Below are 16,713 nucleotides of genomic sequence, written 5' to 3' on the forward strand. Positions count from 1 at the left end.
GCGGGCGTCGTGCTCTTGCCCGTTTCCTTGTCGCCGGCCCGCTGCTGGCCGCAGGCGCGCTGAGCCGTGTGCCCGTGGCGCACGCCGCCGTCACCGACGACATCCGCGTCAACGAGGTGGTGACCACCGGCGTCTTCACCGTCACCGCCGTCTTCAGCTGCCCGGCCGGCATGCCCAACTACAACAACGAGGGCTTCTCCCTTGCCGGCTCCGGCGAATGTGTGGCCGGCTCCAAGCCCGTGCACTGGGCCGACGACACAAACGACGGCGGTCACGCGCTGCGTAGGGGCACCATCACCTGCTGGCCCTTGGAACGTTGCGTGGCCTTTCGGATGCGGCGCGCGGGAAGACCGGCGCCGCCGGTATCAGCCGGCGGCCGTCACGCTGGGTCGAGGCGGAAGATGCTGCCGTTACTGGCGAGCACATACAGCTCCTTGTCGCCGCCCTGAACGAACGAGACCACTTCGCCGGCGTTGACTCCGAGGTCGCTCACGCCGGTGACCTTGCCGCTCTCCATCTGCAGCGTACGGAGGGTTCCGTCGCAGTAGTCACTGAAGACGTATCGCCCCTTGAGGTCCGGGATCTCGTCGCCGCGATAGACGTATCCGCCGGTCACCGAGCAACCCAGGCCGGTGCGGTCGTACTCGTGGACCGGCGGCACGTGGTTCGCGGGCTCCGTACCGCCCCGGAAGGGATGGTTGCCCTCCATCTGGGACCATCCGTAGTTCTCACCGCCGTCGCTGTCGGCCGGGGCCCAGTCGATCTCTTCCCAGTCGCTCTGCCCTACGTCACCGATCAGCAGATCGCCCGTACCCGCGTCGAAGGAGAACCGCCACGGGTTGCGCAGCCCGTACGCCCAGATCTCGTCCTTCGCGTTCGGATCGTCCACGAACGGGTTGTCCGGCGGAATCGCGTACGGCTCGCCGCCTTTCGGATCGATGCGCAGCAGTTTGCCGAGCAGCGTGTCGAGGTTCTGCCCGTTTCCGTGGGGGTCGCCGCCTGACCCGCCGTCACCGAGGGCGATGTAGAGATACCCGTCGGGGCCGAACGTGATGTCGCCGCCGTTGTGGTTCGAGTAGGGCTGCGTCTGGGTGAGGACTGTACGCCGGGTATCCGGCTGGATCGTGCCGTCCTGGACGGCGAACTCGTCCACCGTGCTGGTGCCTTCGAGGTTCGTGAACGAGATGTAGAAGTGAGTGAACTCCTTGTCGAAGGCGATGCCCAGCAAGCCTCGCTCGCCGTCGGTCGTGGTCTCGTCGGACACGTCGAGGACGGGTTGGCCGAGGCCCTGATCGTTCAAGGGCCTTACGGTTCCGGCCCGTTCGGCGATCCAGACCGTGCCGTCGGGGCCGGCTGCACCGGCGGTCGGACTCTGGGCCGTGGTCAGTGCGGTGAGCGCGACCGTCCCGGTCCGACCTGGTGATACGGGCTCATCGGCGGACGCTGTGGTCAGGGCCAGCGAGGCGACAAGGCAGAGGGTGCCGATGATCGCCGAGCTTCTGGTGCGAACTTTCACCGTGATCCTCCTGGAGGCGGCGAATCGGTAGGTCGCGCGGTCGCCGGGCGGAAAGCGGTGGGGATCCGCCCGTGACGGCACACGACCTGAGTGGGGGGATGATGGTGCGGTGGTGCCCTACTGTCCACGAATGAGGATACTGGGGTATCTGTGATTGGCGGGGGCGAAAACCGCCTGACTTCGTCTTACGAGTGCCGACAGAACCTCAGTACACGGTCAGGCCGAAATGTGACACGACCTCCGCGACGGGCTGGTGGTAAGAGACCCCGCCTGAGGTGCAGTTGCCGCTGGCGCCGACCAGGAAGCCGACGGCCAGGGTGCCGGAGTACGCCGGGGCGCCCGTGTCGCCGGCCTCCGCACACGTGGTGGACCGGATCAGGCCGTAGACGGTGCCCTCGGACCAGTTGACCGTGGCATTGATCGCGGTCACTCTCCCGCAGTGGACCCCGCTGGTACGGCCGACGTGGCAGAGCGACTGCCCGACCGCCGGGCTCGCCACCCCGGTGATGTCCTGGTAGACACCCCCGCCCAGCGCGATGTCACCGGGCAGGTTCAGCGTGTTCGAGGTGTAACGGACCACCCCGTAGTCGTCGATGGGGAAGGACGCGCCGGCGGTGACCCCGACCTGCACGGTGCGGGCCGCGTCGGCGTACCAGGTGGTGGTGTAGGTGCCCGAGCAGTGGCCGACCATCACGCCGTAGTAGACGCCGTTGCTCCTCGCGTTGAAGCCGATGACGCACTGCGCGCCGGTGGCCGCGTAGAGGATGGTGCCGCCTCTGATGGTCGTCACTTGCAGGGCTGTGGCGGACGGAACGGTGCCGAAGAGCAGGGCGACCACAGCCGTCACGGCTGTGGTCAGTATCGCCAGGCAGGTGTGCAGACGTCTCACGGCCCCTCCCGGGGTCATCGGTGGTCCGGTACCGAACAGTTCCTTCATGGTGAAGGTGCGACGGACTCGGCGACAGACGTACTCCGGCCTGGCTACGCCCCTCTTGCACCAACGGGCCGGCCGACATCGGCCACGGCGGTGGGACCGGTCATGCGACGGGCGGGTTGAACCGGGAGTAGTCCAGGAGTTCCCATTGCAGCGGGCTGGCGTTGTCGATCTGGACCACGCCGTCGATGTCGAACTCCACGACGCGCAGGGCGCCGGGGTACGCCGCGGCACTGCGGGGGTCCCAGTCGATCCTGCCGGTGCCGGTGAGTTGCAGGGTGTGGCCGCGCTCCCAGTCGAGAAACAGCAGGCCGCTCGCGGGGGCGAGGTGCAGATTGCCCAGCGTCATGTAGAACTGGTTGCCGGTGTAGTCCGGCCAGCGCAGCGTGCGGGGCCCTGCGACGGTGACGAAGCCCGGCATGCCGCCGCGGTGTGACACGTCGGCGCCGTCCTCGGCGGTTTGGCTGGCGATGAAGAAGGTGTCCGCCTGCTCGATCCAGCGCCGCTGGACGTCGCTGAGTTCCTTGCCGGTACGGGCCTCTCCGGGCGGCGTGGCATCGGCGGACTCCGTGATGACGCGCTTTTGCAGATACTTCGGGCAGTTGCCGAACACTTGCCCGGTGGCCATCCGCAGACCGTCGCCGTCGCGTGTCGCCACGCCGTTCGCGCGGATACGTCGCTGAGTCTGCGGATGCAGGGCGAGCACGCCGATGGCGCGTTCCACCTCGAAGGCGTCGTGGAGCGGGTCGCCGGGAGCGGGCAGCCCGTGGATGTCGAGGGTTCGGCCGTCCACGGGCTGGGCGAACCCGGGAGGTCCCGTCACGATCGACGACCACACGGCGCCGGCGTCGTCGGCGGCTCCGACGATCAGCATCTGCTGGGCGCGGATGAAGGGGTGGAACCCGTGCGGGATCTCCGGGCCGAACATCGGCGATCCCCATCCCGGGCCGCCCTCCTGAGCCCTCTGCTGGACCGCCTGCTCACCGGGGTGTTCTGCGCGCAGCGCCATGACGTGCCTCCTTGATCAGATCAGCGTGCGAGCAGGTTGTTCGTCGTCGACATTCGTTGCGCGGCCCACGCTCGCCACTTTACCGAACGTTCGGTAAAAAGGGAAGGGTGTGACTTCCGCGGGAACGCACCCTGCAAGAACAGCGGTCCCAGCGAACTCCACACCGACGCACCGTGGCTACCAAACGGGTACCGCTCCCTGGCGATGTCAGTGCTCCATGCCAGGCTGACAGTGCCCGGCGGCACCCATCACCTCGAAGCCGATGCTGCCGCCGGGCACCCGCTCACGATGACCAGCCTGACGGCAGAGGTCACACAGCGAGGCGATGGACGCTGACCGCGTAACCGCCGTCGTCATAGGGAGCACCGTCCCAGGTGGCGAAGCGGTCGACGAGAACAAGTCCGGCCGCGGCACAGCAGGCGTCGTACTCCGGCAGCGTAGTGGTGGGCGGCACGGGCAGGTGGGCTGCGTCCAGGCCGAAGCCCGCGACCAGCAGGCCGCCCGGACGCAGGGTCACGGCCAGGCGGTCGACCACCGCGGCTTCCGTCCCGGGAGCCAGCAGCGGCAGGACGTTGCCGGCGGCGACCACGAGGTCGAAGTCCGCGGCGACACCGAACCTCGCCGGATCGAACTCCGCGAGATCGGCCTGAAACCACGGCAGCTCGGGCGCCTGCGCCCGCGCCACTTCCAGCATCGAAGAGTCCAGGTCGACGCCGACGCAGTCGTACCCGAGCTCCGACAATCGGATCATGACCCTCCCGGTGCCGCAGCCCGCGTCAAGCACCCGGGCCGCCGGGGGCACCAGGGCAGCACAGAACGCCGCCTCCCCGTGCATGTCCCTCCCGCCCCGAGCCAACGCCTCGAAGCGCGCGGCGTACTCGCTCCCGGACACTCCACCTGTCAGGTCCCGCCAACGACTCATGAGAGCGACTATATGCAGCTGGGCGCCGCCCCTACCGGCCGGGAGAGCCCTTTGCCAGGTGGCGGTATCAGCCCCTAGCTACCATGGCGGGTACGGCGAAGCAGACGAACATCCGACTGGACGACGCCGTCAGGGCGGCGGCCGAGGACCGGGCCAAGCGCCGCGGTCTGAGCCTGCAGGGCTATGTGGCCGACCTTATCGAGGCCGACGTGAACCAGTCGCGCGCCGCTTTCATGGCCGGCGTCGCTTCGTTCCTGGCCGCGTACACGGAGGCGTTCGAGGCGGAGGTCGGTGAGGACCGCTATCCAGGTCTGCCGGAGGGGGCGGCGCGGACCGCGCCGAGGGACGCCGCGTGACCCTGCACATCGACCCCGCGTGGATCCTGGCGGTGGCCCAGCAGATCCCGGGAGACCCCCAAGTGGTCGACTACGGCGTGCCGGTGGCTGCGGAAGCCCGTCATCGGGCGGAGGTCCTGGAGCACGAGGTCTACCCCGAGCCCCAGCACAAGGCCGCGACACTGCTGTGCGAGCTGGCGAGAAACCCCAGCCTGAAGGTGCGGAACCTACTGTTCGCGGCCACGGTGACCGCGGCCTACCTGGCCGCGTGCGGGCTCCCGGTGGGCCCCGGGCTCGACACCGTTCTTCCCCTGGCTCGCGCGGCCCGCGACGGACTCCCCGTACGGGGGGGGTCGCCGCTCAGCTCAAGACCTGGACCAGCTGAACCATCAGACTCTTTCGGTCAGGAACTCTGAGCGGCACTCAGCCGGTTCACCTGCTCGGTCACGTGCCCGGTGGAGAACTTCGCCTTTTCCCGGCCCGCGAGTCGGTGAAGGCCGCGACAACGCTCCCGGTCCGCACGACGACGTAGTGCGTATCCACGAATCCGCCCAATTCCGGTTCCGGAGAGGTGATGTGGAAACTGACGGCCTCGTCACCGAACGCGGGGGACTTCCGCGCGGTGAGCTCGGCTCGGTACTCACCGGTGTAGTTGGCACCGGAGTACTGCTTGCAGACGGGCAGTGCGTCGTGAAGCAGGCGGAAGGCCCGCTGCGCTCCCCCGCCGTCGTACGAGGCCAGCGTGACACTGCCGTTGGCGATGGGGTCCTGCCGGCTGATGTCCTGGACCACCAGGGCCGCGGCCGTACCGGCACCCAGCACGTCAAGGATCCGTTGGCAGGAAGGATCCGAGACAGGGGGGAATGTGGGTTGAGCCCGCTTCGGGTCCAGCACCCGTACGGGCGAGCGACCTGCTCCCGGTATCTCAAGGGCCCTCAGAGTGACGGCCTTGATCTCAGCGCCGGTCAGAGGAGGTCTTGGAGAGCCGCTCCCTTTCGCCACTGGGGAGCCTCCTGCCGACCGGGACGTCTGATCGGCCGAGCAGGCCGACACGGTGAGGGCCAGAGCCAAGGCGATACCGAACGTTGCACGTCTATGGACAGCGGTCACATGGATCTCCTGCTGAGGGGCAGACACTCGCCGCCCATGCGCGCCGCGATGGAAATCCGCCAACCGATGATCGCCCCAATTATCAATCAGGCGACAGCCGGCGTCCCCGCGACTCCCCTTCGCACCTCCTTGTCTCGGAACCAAAGCGACTTGGGGCGTCGGAGCTACCGCCATGAGTCATACAGATCGGCGATCGTCCAACTGGCGCAGAATGTGGCCGGCCAGCTCAGCGTGTTCGTCGGCTTCGGCGGAATGCCCCAAGGCGCGTAGCGGTGCACTCATCAGCCGCAGGGTCCGGGCTTCCTGCCAGCGACCTCCGACCCTCCGATGGATGCGCAGCGCGTCACGATAGGACTCCAGTGCTTCCTGGTGTCTGGCCGCGCACTCCAATGCATGACCGAGATCGGTCAGGGCGGTTCCCATCCGCCACTCGTTGTTCAGCTGCTTGTGACCCGCGACCGCCCTTCGCAGATATGCTATGGCCGGATCCGGACGCTCCAGTCGCAGGTTGGCTCGTGCAAGGTTGCCCAGCACCCATACAGTCGCCCACGCATTGCTCATTGATTCATTGATCGCAAGGGCTTCCTCGTGGAATTGGATCGCTGGAAGCGGCATCCCCTGGCCTTCGAGCGCGTTGCCCGAAAACGTCAGCGCAACGCCCAGCAGGTGACTGGCAGTACGGTCGGAGGGGTGCGCGTCGATACGGACCCGAAGCGTGCTCACGGCGATCTCCAACGCCTGCAGAGCATCCTCGAACCGCTCCAACTCCACGTAGGCAATCGCCAGGTTGGTCAGCATCCAGCTCTCGCCGATCTTGTCGCCCAGTTCCCGAGCACTCGCGAGACCGATCTCATGTGTCGACAGCCAGTGCGGCAAGTGGCGACGCGCATAGAGGTACTCACCGAGCAGGGCCGGAAGTTGCCAAGCGATGTCATGATCACCGTTCGCATGCGCGGCGCCAACCATCGCTAGGACATTCGCGCGTTCCATATCGCACCACTTCAATGCGTCGTCGATGGTTGACATTTCAGGCAGCGCTACCCGTGGTGTTTGGGCCAGTAGGGGAACGCGCTCGCGGTACGGCGCGAACAGTGTGTCCGTGAGCGCTGCAGCGTGCAGGTACCACGCTGCTGCACGGCGCAGTGCAGCCCGTTGGCCGGAACTCGGCTCCTGAGCGGCGAGGCCTTTGGCGTACGCTCGCATCAGATCATGGAACCGATACCTGCCATCGCCGTTGTACTCCAGTAAGTTCGCGTTCCGCAGCAACTGCAGGAAGCGCGCGGCGGTTCCCATATCCAGGTCGGTCAGTGACGCCGCCGCCTGGCTTCCGATCTCCTGACCTGGATGCAGACCCAGCATGCGGAAGAACCCCTGCTGCTGAACCGACAGGCCATCGAACGAGATCGTGAATGACGCGGCGACACTTCGGTCTCCGTCATCGATCTCAGCAAGGCGTTCGTACTCCGCTGTCAGGGCCTTCTCAAGTTCTGCAAGTGGATAGGAACGGCATCGGGCGGCAATGATGCGTATGGCCAGGGGAAGATAGCCGCAGAGCCGAACCACATTGCCTACAGAATCGCTCATTCCAATGACACGTTGCGCTCCAGCGATACGGTGGAACAAAGTTCTCGCGTCAGCCAGACCCAGGATGTCGAGCGATACATGTCGAGCGTCGTCGAGTGAGGTGAGGTTGTTCCGGCTGGTGATGAGCACCCGGCTTCCCCCAGCCCCCGGTAACAGTGGCTCGACCTGGCCGGAGCCGGCCGCATTGTCGAGCGTGAGGAGGATCTTGCGGCTCGCGAGCTCGGCGCGCCAGAGACTCGCTCGGTCGTCAAGGTCGCCGGGAATCTGCCTTCCAGGAATCCCGATCCGGCGCAGCAGGACGTCGAGGGCTTGCTCCGGCGTCATCGGGGTCGTGCCGGCCGTAAATCCGCGCAGATCGAGGAACAGGCAGCCGTCGGAGAACTCTGGCGCAAGCTTGTGCGCCACATGCACGGCAAGTGCTGTTTTGCCAATGCCGGCCATTCCATCCACTGCGCAGATCACAACCGCACCAGGGGTGGAATCCGACTGCAGTAGCTGCGCGCAGAGATCCTCTTCGTAGGAGCCTCGCCCTACGAAGTGTGGAGTATCGGGGGGAAGATTGTTCAGAACGGGTGTTTCCGGTACAGGTTGTCGACCACGCAGAACCTCGCGGTGTGCCTGCTCCAACTCACCCCCGGGCTCGAATCCGTACTCGGCATTCAGATGAGTACGGGTGTTGAGATAAGCGACAGACGCCTCATCCCTGCGGCCGACCCGATCCAGGGCCCGGATCAGCAGGGCAGCGATCCGTTCCCGCCCAGGATGCTCGGCAGCAAGCTGTTCCAGGACCGCGACAGCACGCGTGGGCTGTTCTCGATCGAGATGGATGGCAGCCAGCTGCTCCGCAGCATTCAGTCGCTGACTGGTCATCCTTTCTCGCATCGCCCGCAGCGGTGATACGCCGAGACCGGCCAGGGCGGGGCCTCGCCACAGCGCCAGAGCCTGCTCGTACAGTCGTTCGGCATCGTCCAGATCATTGGCGTCGTGCGCGGCCTTCGCCCGATCACGAAGTCGGCGAAACTCCTGCCAGTCGATCGTGACCTCGGGCGAGTGCATCGCGATCTCGATGCGATAGCCGGGTTCCTCGGTCCTGGTGGCGATCAGTCGGACCAATTCCTCGCCGATACCCGCTGCCCGAAGACTGGCGCGGATACGGGACAGATAATCCGTTACCAGCTTCTGCACGTTTAGGCGGCCACGGTCCTCAACGTCCCAGACTGCATCGACGATGGAATGTCGCAGTACTACGGTATTGGGCTCAGAAACCAGTACCGCCAGCACGGCCCGCTGCTTGGCACCGAGATCGAGCAGCTGTCCGTCACATCGGACTTCCACTTCGCCGAGGAGGCCGAAAGTAACTCGTACGGCTCGGACAGCGCTCACGGCTCTACCTCTCAATCCGCCGTCCGGGCCCTTACCGAGGCACCGACCGGCTCAGGTTGATGCATTGGGACGCGATGCTCGAAGTGTGGAACACGCCTCCGCGCGGGGCTACGGAAACAGCCGTTCTACAACGTTCAGCGTCCCCGATGCGAACACGTCAAAAACGACCTTCACACGCATGGCGCGGTGCCGGCCTGATCGCAACGGGCCCACGGCCACGCGACGATCACGCGACGACTGCGAACCAGCGGTCAGACCATGGGCGGACGTGGGGCGTGAAAGGCCTGGTTGATGGCCTGAGCCCCAGCTCACCGGACAGGAAGCAGGGACGCCGTGGGACAAGCCGAAGTCTGGTTCGCCGTGGTCAGCGGAAGGCCAGCGGAAACAGCGACCGCTGACGCTCTGAGTCGAGTTGAACTGATCGTGCAACTGATGTCCGTGGCAGACGGTTTCGTGGCCGCAGGTTCCCGATCAGTGTTGGCGGCCGCACTATTCGCCGCACTGGTCTGGGAGCTTCGGCGCAGGCCCGTCTCTCAGGAGCTGGTCTGTGCGACCGCATTACTGCTCATGCTGCTGATCTTCTGACCACCTCGTATAGCTTCCGCAGACACGTCCTGGAGGGCTTGTTCACGCAAGCTCTCCACCGATCATCGGGGGCCTGAACGCCTCGTCACCTGCAGTGGCGCCACTCAGAGGTGGCCGTCCAAGAGTTTCCGTACCTCGGTGATGGTCGTCGGATCCGTACCGCGCGCCACCACCTCGCCTTCCTTCAACAGGACGTAGGACGCGGCTCCGGTGATCCCGTATCGCGCGGTTGCGGCCGGACAACGCGTGATGTCGGCGCGGACGGTCGTCAGGCGGCCCGTGCAGTCGTCCGCGATGCCGCCCACGACGAGGTCCATCACCCGGCAGGGCTCGATCGCCTTGGGCCACGTTCCGGTGAAGTACGCGAGGACCGGGACTCCGCTCATCCCGAGGATGAAATCGAACTCCGCGTCCTCACGGGGTCGGTGAACCCGCTGCGCCATGGAAGCTCCTGACCTCACGTTCCGTCGTTTCACGCACATCATCCCTGCCGCGGTGTGCCGGGCCGACCCCGGCCGGCCTGTCGGGAGGGATGCCCGATCCCTTGGCCGCTGTCGGACGTGGTCGTGGGCGGTCGGGGTGCGTGTCAGAGGGAACGAAGACCGACCGCCAGCGTGAGTTCGAGTACCCGGTGTGGCGTTGCGAGGTCCGGAAACAGTTCCCGCAGTTGCGACATCCGGTACCGGACGGTCTGGGGGTGGACGAACAACGCCGCCGCCACCTCGTCCCGCCTGCCCTGGTGCAGCAGCCACGCCCGCAGCGTCTCCTCCAGCCGTTGTCCGGTCGCGGCGGGCACGGTCCGCAAGGGTGCGAGGGCTCGGGCACGCAGGTCTGCGAACGCGTCCGCGTCGGCGCTCAGCACAAGCTCGGGCAGGTGGTCCTCGGTGTCGCGAATGTCGGAGGAGAGGGAGCGCGCGCGTACGGCTCGTGCGTACGAGGCGGACGCGCGCGTCCATGGCCGGGCCGGGCCGACCACGGCGGTGCGGTCGGTCAGCTGCCGCAAGAGATGTGATCGGTCGGCGTCGGGGACGAGCAGCACGCCGGTGGCGTCCGGCAGATCGTCGAGGACGAGGGTGTTCGGGTCGAGCGCGCGGTAGGCGGGCCGGGCCTGGGCGGCGGGCAGCAGGACCGCGGTCAGTGAGACCGGCGGCTGCCACCCCGCCCGCTGGCCGGATGCCCGCAGCACGTCCGGGCTCGCGTCGGCGAGGAGGTCGCGGGCCAGGTGTTCCAGGTGGCGCTCCTGGGCCCTGCCCCGGGCGGCCAGTTCGTCGGCGTGGCCCGCGGCGCTCGCGGCGGAGAGCTCGTCGATGTAGGCGAAGGTCAGCTCGGCGAACTTGGCGACCTCGGCGGCGGGCAGACCCGCGGGTACGGCACCCGCTGCCAGGCATCGCCAGGCCACGCGGGCGCCGACGCGGTACGCGCCGAGCAGGGCGTCCATCGAACGGCCGTCGCGTACCTCGCCGCGGCCCAGTTCGTAGGCCGCGTCACCGGCATCGCCGCCTGTGGCGTTGCCGCTCGCGAGGTCCAGGTAGTGCCCCAGGGCGGTGCGGACGGCTCGGCGGATGGTGGCGCCCATACGGCCCGACAGCGCGTTGGCGTAGGGAGGGACCTCGTCGATGATCGCCTGGACGACCTCGTCGGCGGTGCTCTTCAGCGCGGCCCGAATTGCGGTGACCGTCGTCTCATCCAGGGCCAGTTCACTGGCCTTCCGGATTGCATAGCTCATTTTTTGTTCCCTGCGAACAATTCAGCCGACCAGATTCACGTCCTGCGGTCAGGACTTTACGCCCTGCGGCGCATCAAGCTGAAGTCATGACGAGTGCAGCCCTTCGCAGCAGGGCATGGAAACTGCTGGAGACAGTCACGACGCCGCTGCTGCCGTCGGACTACCTCGACCTGGTCAGCCCGCTGCGCGCGGGCGCCGACCTGCGTGGGCGCATCGAGGCCGTGCACCCCGAGACGGGTGACGCCGCGACCATCGTGATCAGGCCGGGACGGGGCTGGCGCGGCCACACAGCCGGTCAGTACGTGCGGATCGGGGTCGATGTCGAAGGGGTGCGCCTGTGGCGTGCCTACTCCCTCACCTCGCCGACCGACCGCCGGGACGGCCGCGTCACGATCACCGTGAAGGCGATCCCGGACGGCAAGGTCAGCAACCACCTGGTCCGCAGAGCGAAGCCGGGCACGCTGATCCAGCTCGACCAGGCGACCGGTGACTTCGTGCTGCCGCGGGCCAGGCCCGCCAAGGTGCTCTACCTGACGGCCGGCAGCGGCATCACGCCCGTGATGGGCATGCTGCGCGACACCGAGTTCGACGACGTCGTCATGGTGCACTGCGCGCCGCAGCCGCACGACGTGATCTTCCGCGGCGAGCTGCACGCGCTGGCCGCGGACAAGAAGCTGCGTCTCACCGAGGTGCACACCGACACGGACGGCATGCTCGACATCGCCCGTCTCGACGAACTCGTGCCCGACTGGGCCGAGCGCGAGACCTGGGCCTGCGGACCCGCGGGCCTGCTCGACGCCGCCGAAGCGCACTGGACCGGACACGGCGTCCAGGAGCGCCTGCACACCGAGCGCTTCCGGCCCGGCATCGTCGTCGCCGGCGACGGCGGAGAGGTCACCTTCAGTACCACCGGCAAGACCGTCGACGCGGACGGCGGCACGCCGTTGCTGGACATCGGCGAGGAGGCCGGTGTGCTCATGCCCTCCGGGTGCCGTATGGGCATCTGCTTCGGCTGCGTCACGCCGCTCAAGGCGGGTGCCGTCCGCGATCTGCGTACCGGCGAGATCACCGAGGCCGAGCCGGGCGTCCTCATCCAGACCTGCGTGTCCGCCGCGGCGGGCCCGTGCGACATCGAACGGTAGGAGCACCTTGACCGCCATCGACCCCACCGCCCACCTGACCGCGGAGCAGATCGAGGAGCTCGGCCGCGAGCTGGACGCGATCCGCGACGAGGTGATCGCCGACCGCGGCGAGAAGGACGCCGCCTACATCCGCAAGGTCATCTCGGTGCAGCGCAAGCTTGAGCTGGCCAGCCGGGGTGTGCTGCTGTTCTCGTTCTTCCCGCCCGCGTGGCTGATCGGTACCGCGGGGCTGTCCGTGGCGAAGATCATGGACAACATGGAGATCGGTCACAACGTCCTGCACGGCCAGTGGGACTGGATGCGGGACCCGAAGATCCACTCCACCACCTGGGAGTGGGATCACGTCTCGCCGTCCGAGCAGTGGAAGCACTCGCACAACGAGCTGCACCACACGTACACCAACGTGATCGGCAAGGACAACGACCTCGGCTACGGCATCATGCGCGTCGACGAAGACCAGAGGTGGCACCCGTTCCACCTCGGCCAGCCGCTGTGGAACTTCCTCAACGCCTGCTTCTTCGAGTACGGCATCGCGGCGTACGACCTGGAGCTCGGCAAGAACCTGCACAAGCGCCGCCGCAAGAACCCGGAGTTCCGCGCGCGGGCCAGGGCCGTCGGCCGCAAGATCCGCAAGCAGGTGCTCAAGGACTACGTGATCCACCCGCTGCTGTCGGGCCCGTCGTTCCTCACCACGCTCGCCGCCACGTTCACCGCGAACCTGGTCCGCAACGTATGGACCCACTCGGTGATCATGTGCGGGCACTTCCCCGAGGGCGTGCAGGTCTTCGAGCGGCGGTCGATCAAGGGCGAGACGCGCGGCCAGTGGTACCTGCGCCAGATGCTGGGCTCGGCGAACATCAGCGGCAGCAAGGCCATGCACTTCATGACCGGCAACCTCTCGCACCAGATCGAGCACCACCTGTTCCCGGACCTGCCGAGCAACCGGTACGCCGAGGTCGCGGTGAAGGTGCGCGCACTGTTCGAGAAGTACGAGCTTGAGTACGTCACCGGGCCGCTGCCCAAGCAGGTGTTCTCCGCGTGGCACAAGGTCTTCCGGCTCTCGCTGCCGAACAAGAAGCCGAAGGTCAAGACGCCCGACCGTGAGCAGGAGCTCGTCGCGGCCTGAGTCCCGGCACGGGTTCGGATCTCGGCCGTACTCGCCCCCGTTGTACGGCCGCTCTCAGACGGTGCTGATCGGCGCCGGGTTCTCGGGGTGTTGCCGGCTGCCGCCGCGTTCCTCCTTCGAAAGGTGGTCGGATTGCGGCTGCGGCTGCGGCTGCGGCGCATGATCTGACGGCCGCCCGGAACCATGCGGGTGTTCCGGATGTTGCACGAGTCGGCGTTCGAGGCCGGCCTGTTTCTGATCCTGGACGGCCTGGTGCACGGCGCCGCAATGCGAGCCGCTCCCCCGCGCACAGTTACGTGACTCCGACGCGAAAAGACGCTGTCAGACCACGGCGAGCCGGTCGACCAGCAGCTCCATCCTCCGCTCGGCTTCCGCCGCAGGCAGCCGTCCCACCCGGGTCAGCGTCGCCAGCCCGTGCAAGGCCGCCCAGAACACCTCGGTGAACAGTCCCGGAGGGACGTCGTCCCCGGCGACCTCGCCCAGGCTCTCCAGCAACGCGCCAAAAGCGTCCTTGAGAGGTTCGGGGGTGTCCTCGCGCGCGAACGCCAGGCCGCCGTCGAGCTGGAACAGGGCGTCGTAGACCGCCGGGTTGCGTGCGGCGAAGTCGAGGTAGGCGCGGGCCAGGGCGGTGACCCGCTCGCGCGGGCCGTCCGCGGCGGCTGCCGCGGCCCGCACCGCGGCAGCCAGCTCGGTGGCGCCTTCGAGGGATACGGCGCCGATGATCTCGCGCTTGCCGCGGAAGTGGCTGTAGAGGACGGGCTGGCTGTATTCGATGCGCTCGGCGAGCCGACGCGTGGTGACGGCGTCCCAGCCCTGCTGCTCGGCGAGTTCGCGGGCTGTCGCCACGATGAGGCGCTCGCGGGCCGCCCGTTCGCGCTCCTTGCGTTCCTGTACCGACATGACTCGATTCTAGCACTGCTAGACAATCAAGCGGCAGCAGGTCTAGCGTTGCTTTGACATCTAGCAGCACTAGATTCCTGGAGGGGCAGTCATGCTCAACGCACTTGAGGTCTTCACCACCGTGGTCGTCGGCCTGATGGTGGGGGTGGAGTTCTCCGTCGCCTTCGTCATGAACCCGATCCTCGACGCCCTCCCGGAGGACAGCCGTCAACTCGGCCACGCTCACGGAGGCCGGATGCTCGGCGCCCTGATGCCGTTCTGGTACGTCGGCTCGCTCGTACTGAGCGCGCTCTGGGCCATCACCGGATGGCACGAGCACGGCGCCGGCCTCGTCGTCATCGCGGCCGTGCTGCTGATCCTGAGCGTGGTCATGTCGCTCCTGCTGCTCGTCCCGATCAACAACCGGAACAGGACGTGGACCCCCGAAAACCGGCCCGACGACTGGCAGGAGCAGCTGAACCGCTGGCTTCGCTTCCACTACATCCGTGTCGCCGTCATCATCGCCGCCTTCACCCTGCTCGTCGCCGCACTCGCCTGATCGCGGGGACGGACACCACCCCGACGGGATTTCATCCCCACTCCCCGAACGGCGACAGGCCGCCCGGGGTCCCGACATCAGGGACGGAACTGTCACCGAGAGCCCGGGACTGCGATGCGATGCGATGAACGGCGTCGCACACGACTCCGCCCGCCGGCCCGCATGGTCAGGTGGAAGGCGTCGGCCCGGACCGGACCAGGTCACTCGTGCGGCATCCGCGGGCGGCCGCTCAGGCGGGCAGCAGGCCGACCCCGCCCGTCGCGGCGACCCGTCCCGCCGTGAGCACCGCGAAGCGGGGGCCGAGTGACGAGGAAGTCAGCTCGACGACCGCTCCGGTGAGCGGCACGGCTCCGTACAGGTCGACGCTGAGTCCTCTGATCGCGGCGGCCGGACGGCCGCAGCACAGCAGCGTCGCCTGCCGCCCGGCCTCCAGGACCGCCAGGGCGGGAAGACAGGACGGCCGGCCGGCGAGAAATACGGGATGGCCGAGGTCGCGTGGTGCGATCGCCATGCGTCCCTGCGGACCCCGGGCCAGCAGGACGTCCGGCTCGGCGGCCGCCCCGACCGCCGCCGCCGAGGGGTACAACATGCCGGGCAGGGATGCGGTGCCCGGCGCCTCGGGTGCATGCAGCGCAGGCCGGGCGAGGCGCATCGCGCATGAGGCGAACCGCTCACCGGCGTGCAGGAAGTCGGCCGTGAGCCGATGGGCCACGCAGCGGCCGTCCTCGACCTCGACATCGCGGAGAGCGATCCGCAGCAGTACGTCGGTGGCGTCGCCGCTCTCCAGCGGCGGTCCGGCGTCGGACAGGCCCAGCCGGACCGACACGGGCTCCAGGTTCCCGGCGGGCCGCGGCAGGTGAGCGGCCAGGGCCACGGCGACCTGCCGGACGGACTCGACCATGATCAGGGGATGGTGGCTCACGGGCAGGTGGCGTTCGTTGAGCGGGTGGAACCGGGGCCACTGGCAGTGGGCCTCGAAGGCGCGGCTGCCGACCCGTCGCAGGGACACCACGAGCATCGCCGCCATGGTTGCCAGCCCGATGCTCCGCCAGGTGGGGTTGTCCTCGACGGTCTCACGGTCCGCGGACGGCCGGACGGGGTCCGCACGGCGGCCACCCATTGGGACGTCGGCCGCCGCGGTCCCGCATGTGGTCGCGCCGTACATGTGCGCCTCCTCGGCACGGGGGCCCGGCCGCGGCGTCGGACCCGGGATCCGAGACACCGTTCACCAACCCTTCGCCCGTCTCATGGCCGACGGATGCGGTGGGCCTCGCGAAGGACTCGGATGGCGGCGCGTGGCGCGGCCGACGCCGGTCACCAGGCACGTCGGCAGCACCACACGGCGCGCGTCGTGGCGGCTCACCCCGCGGCGGCAGGCGTCGCCGGCCCGCCGGAGCGTTTCTCCCCGTCCTTGACCGCCTCACCACCCCTGCCCACGCCCCCGTCCCCGTCCCCGCACTCTCCCGGGCCCGGGTCCGGGTCGGTGCCCGGCGCCGTCCGGTACCGCCGGTGCGCCGGCAGTGCCCCGGATTCCACGGTGGCGCGGTGGACGGCTCGTCGTTGGGTGGCCGTGGTGGCTCCCCAGATACCCGCGTCCTCGCCGTGGCCGATGGCCCAGGAGCGACAGGCGAGGAGGACGGGGCAGCGGCGGCACACCGTCAGAGCCGCTCGCGCCTCCGGTCCGGGGGCGAGCGTGTCGGCGAGCGGGAAGAAGATCTCGGGATCCTCACCGACGCATGCGGCTCGGCGGCACCATTCGCTCGTCACCGCGCGTGAGTGGTCGATGGCCATCGCATACCCCTGCCGATCCGTTCGGGCGCATCCGCCCAGCACCGAATAGCGGCGTCGCAAGTGCGCCGCGTACCCGGCAGAGGTTCCTCGCAGCGTAAGCACCCGGAACGGA

The 16,713-nt window shown here is 68.1% G+C and carries 17 protein-coding genes and 1 pseudogene; 7 read left to right on the plus strand and 11 right to left on the minus strand.

Features of this window, described 5'->3' with window-relative positions; translation table 11 throughout:
• Positions 1-125 precede the first annotated feature (125 nt).
• Positions 126-302: pseudogene (locus C6Y14_RS46010) on the plus strand (lamin tail domain-containing protein); the annotation flags it as partial.
• 77 nt (positions 303-379) lie between these two features.
• On the opposite strand, the gene C6Y14_RS00320 reads toward C6Y14_RS46010, so the two are convergent.
• The 4 genes from C6Y14_RS00320 to C6Y14_RS00335 form a co-directional block, all read right to left on the minus strand.
• Positions 380-1,516, minus strand: a complete 1,137-nt coding sequence (locus tag C6Y14_RS00320; protein ID WP_107014387.1) for a PQQ-dependent sugar dehydrogenase — start codon at positions 1,514-1,516, stop codon at positions 380-382.
• A gap of 205 nt (positions 1,517-1,721) precedes the next feature.
• Positions 1,722-2,405 carry a S1 family peptidase gene (locus C6Y14_RS00325; protein ID WP_107015095.1) on the minus strand — a complete coding sequence of 228 codons (684 nt, stop codon included), beginning with the start codon at positions 2,403-2,405 and terminating at the stop codon, positions 1,722-1,724.
• 148 nt (positions 2,406-2,553) lie between these two features.
• A complete protein-coding gene (locus C6Y14_RS00330) occupies positions 2,554-3,459 on the minus strand; it encodes a PNPOx family protein (protein ID WP_107014388.1) in 906 nt (301 codons plus the stop codon).
• A gap of 310 nt (positions 3,460-3,769) precedes the next feature.
• Positions 3,770-4,381 (minus strand): class I SAM-dependent methyltransferase, encoded by a 612-nt coding sequence (locus C6Y14_RS00335; protein WP_107014389.1) that lies wholly within the window; start codon positions 4,379-4,381, stop codon positions 3,770-3,772.
• Positions 4,382-4,464: 83 nt separating this feature from the next.
• Here C6Y14_RS00335 and C6Y14_RS00340 point away from each other — a divergent pair, with 83 nt between their 5' ends.
• Together C6Y14_RS00340 and C6Y14_RS00345 are read left to right on the plus strand one after the other, a co-directional pair.
• Positions 4,465-4,737 (plus strand): hypothetical protein, encoded by a 273-nt coding sequence (locus C6Y14_RS00340; protein WP_199854578.1) that lies wholly within the window; start codon positions 4,465-4,467, stop codon positions 4,735-4,737.
• The gene (locus C6Y14_RS00345; RefSeq protein WP_107014390.1) at positions 4,734-5,132 is read left to right on the plus strand and encodes a hypothetical protein; all 399 of its coding nucleotides are present in this window, start codon (positions 4,734-4,736) and stop codon (positions 5,130-5,132) included. The genes C6Y14_RS00340 and C6Y14_RS00345 overlap by 4 nt, the downstream gene beginning before the upstream one ends.
• Positions 5,133-5,160: 28 nt before the next feature.
• Here C6Y14_RS00345 and C6Y14_RS00350 read toward each other — a convergent pair whose 3' ends face one another.
• Both C6Y14_RS00350 and C6Y14_RS00355 read right to left on the minus strand, forming a co-directional pair.
• Entirely contained in the window at positions 5,161-5,538 is a 378-nt protein-coding gene (locus C6Y14_RS00350; RefSeq protein ID WP_107014391.1) for a hypothetical protein, read from the minus strand.
• Positions 5,539-6,003: 465 nt separating this feature from the next.
• Positions 6,004-8,793, minus strand: a complete 2,790-nt coding sequence (locus C6Y14_RS00355; RefSeq protein ID WP_159074130.1) for an AfsR/SARP family transcriptional regulator — start codon at positions 8,791-8,793, stop codon at positions 6,004-6,006.
• A gap of 333 nt (positions 8,794-9,126) precedes the next feature.
• On the opposite strand from C6Y14_RS00355, the gene C6Y14_RS43845 reads away from it, so the two are divergent.
• Positions 9,127-9,378: a hypothetical protein gene (locus C6Y14_RS43845; RefSeq protein WP_159074131.1), complete on the plus strand. Its 252-nt coding sequence runs from the start codon at positions 9,127-9,129 to the stop codon at positions 9,376-9,378.
• A 104-nt stretch (positions 9,379-9,482) separates the two neighbouring features.
• Here the strand turns inward: C6Y14_RS43845 and C6Y14_RS00360 are convergent, their stop codons facing one another.
• Together C6Y14_RS00360 and C6Y14_RS00365 are read right to left on the minus strand one after the other, a co-directional pair.
• Positions 9,483-9,821 carry a thioredoxin family protein gene (locus tag C6Y14_RS00360; RefSeq protein WP_107014393.1) on the minus strand — a complete coding sequence of 113 codons (339 nt, stop codon included), beginning with the start codon at positions 9,819-9,821 and terminating at the stop codon, positions 9,483-9,485.
• Between the two features lie 143 nt (positions 9,822-9,964).
• On the minus strand, positions 9,965-11,104 hold the full coding sequence (locus tag C6Y14_RS00365; protein ID WP_107014394.1) for a PucR family transcriptional regulator: 1,140 nt from the start codon (positions 11,102-11,104) through the stop codon (positions 9,965-9,967).
• Between the two features lie 86 nt (positions 11,105-11,190).
• On the opposite strand from C6Y14_RS00365, the gene C6Y14_RS00370 reads away from it, so the two are divergent.
• Both C6Y14_RS00370 and C6Y14_RS00375 read left to right on the plus strand, forming a co-directional pair.
• Entirely contained in the window at positions 11,191-12,246 is a 1,056-nt protein-coding gene (locus C6Y14_RS00370) for a ferredoxin reductase (protein ID WP_107014395.1), read from the plus strand.
• Positions 12,247-12,253: 7 nt separating this feature from the next.
• Positions 12,254-13,372: a fatty acid desaturase family protein gene (locus C6Y14_RS00375; RefSeq protein ID WP_107014396.1), complete on the plus strand. Its 1,119-nt coding sequence runs from the start codon at positions 12,254-12,256 to the stop codon at positions 13,370-13,372.
• Between the two features lie 321 nt (positions 13,373-13,693).
• On the opposite strand, the gene C6Y14_RS00380 is transcribed toward C6Y14_RS00375, so the two are convergent.
• Positions 13,694-14,272 (minus strand): TetR/AcrR family transcriptional regulator, encoded by a 579-nt coding sequence (locus C6Y14_RS00380; protein ID WP_107014397.1) that lies wholly within the window; start codon positions 14,270-14,272, stop codon positions 13,694-13,696.
• Between the two features lie 91 nt (positions 14,273-14,363).
• Here C6Y14_RS00380 and C6Y14_RS00385 point away from each other — a divergent pair, with 91 nt between their 5' ends.
• Positions 14,364-14,810 (plus strand): DUF1772 domain-containing protein, encoded by a 447-nt coding sequence (locus C6Y14_RS00385; protein WP_107014398.1) that lies wholly within the window; start codon positions 14,364-14,366, stop codon positions 14,808-14,810.
• A gap of 229 nt (positions 14,811-15,039) precedes the next feature.
• On the opposite strand, the gene C6Y14_RS00390 is transcribed toward C6Y14_RS00385, so the two are convergent.
• Together C6Y14_RS00390 and C6Y14_RS00395 are read right to left on the minus strand one after the other, a co-directional pair.
• Positions 15,040-15,975: an AfsA-related hotdog domain-containing protein gene (locus tag C6Y14_RS00390; protein ID WP_107014399.1), complete on the minus strand. Its 936-nt coding sequence runs from the start codon at positions 15,973-15,975 to the stop codon at positions 15,040-15,042.
• 194 nt (positions 15,976-16,169) lie between these two features.
• A complete protein-coding gene (locus tag C6Y14_RS00395) occupies positions 16,170-16,601 on the minus strand; it encodes a WhiB family transcriptional regulator (protein ID WP_107014400.1) in 432 nt (143 codons plus the stop codon).
• Positions 16,602-16,713: the final 112 nt, after the last annotated feature.

The organism is Streptomyces dioscori (assembly GCF_003024195.1).
GTDB lineage: Bacteria > Actinomycetota > Actinomycetes > Streptomycetales > Streptomycetaceae > Streptomyces > Streptomyces dioscori.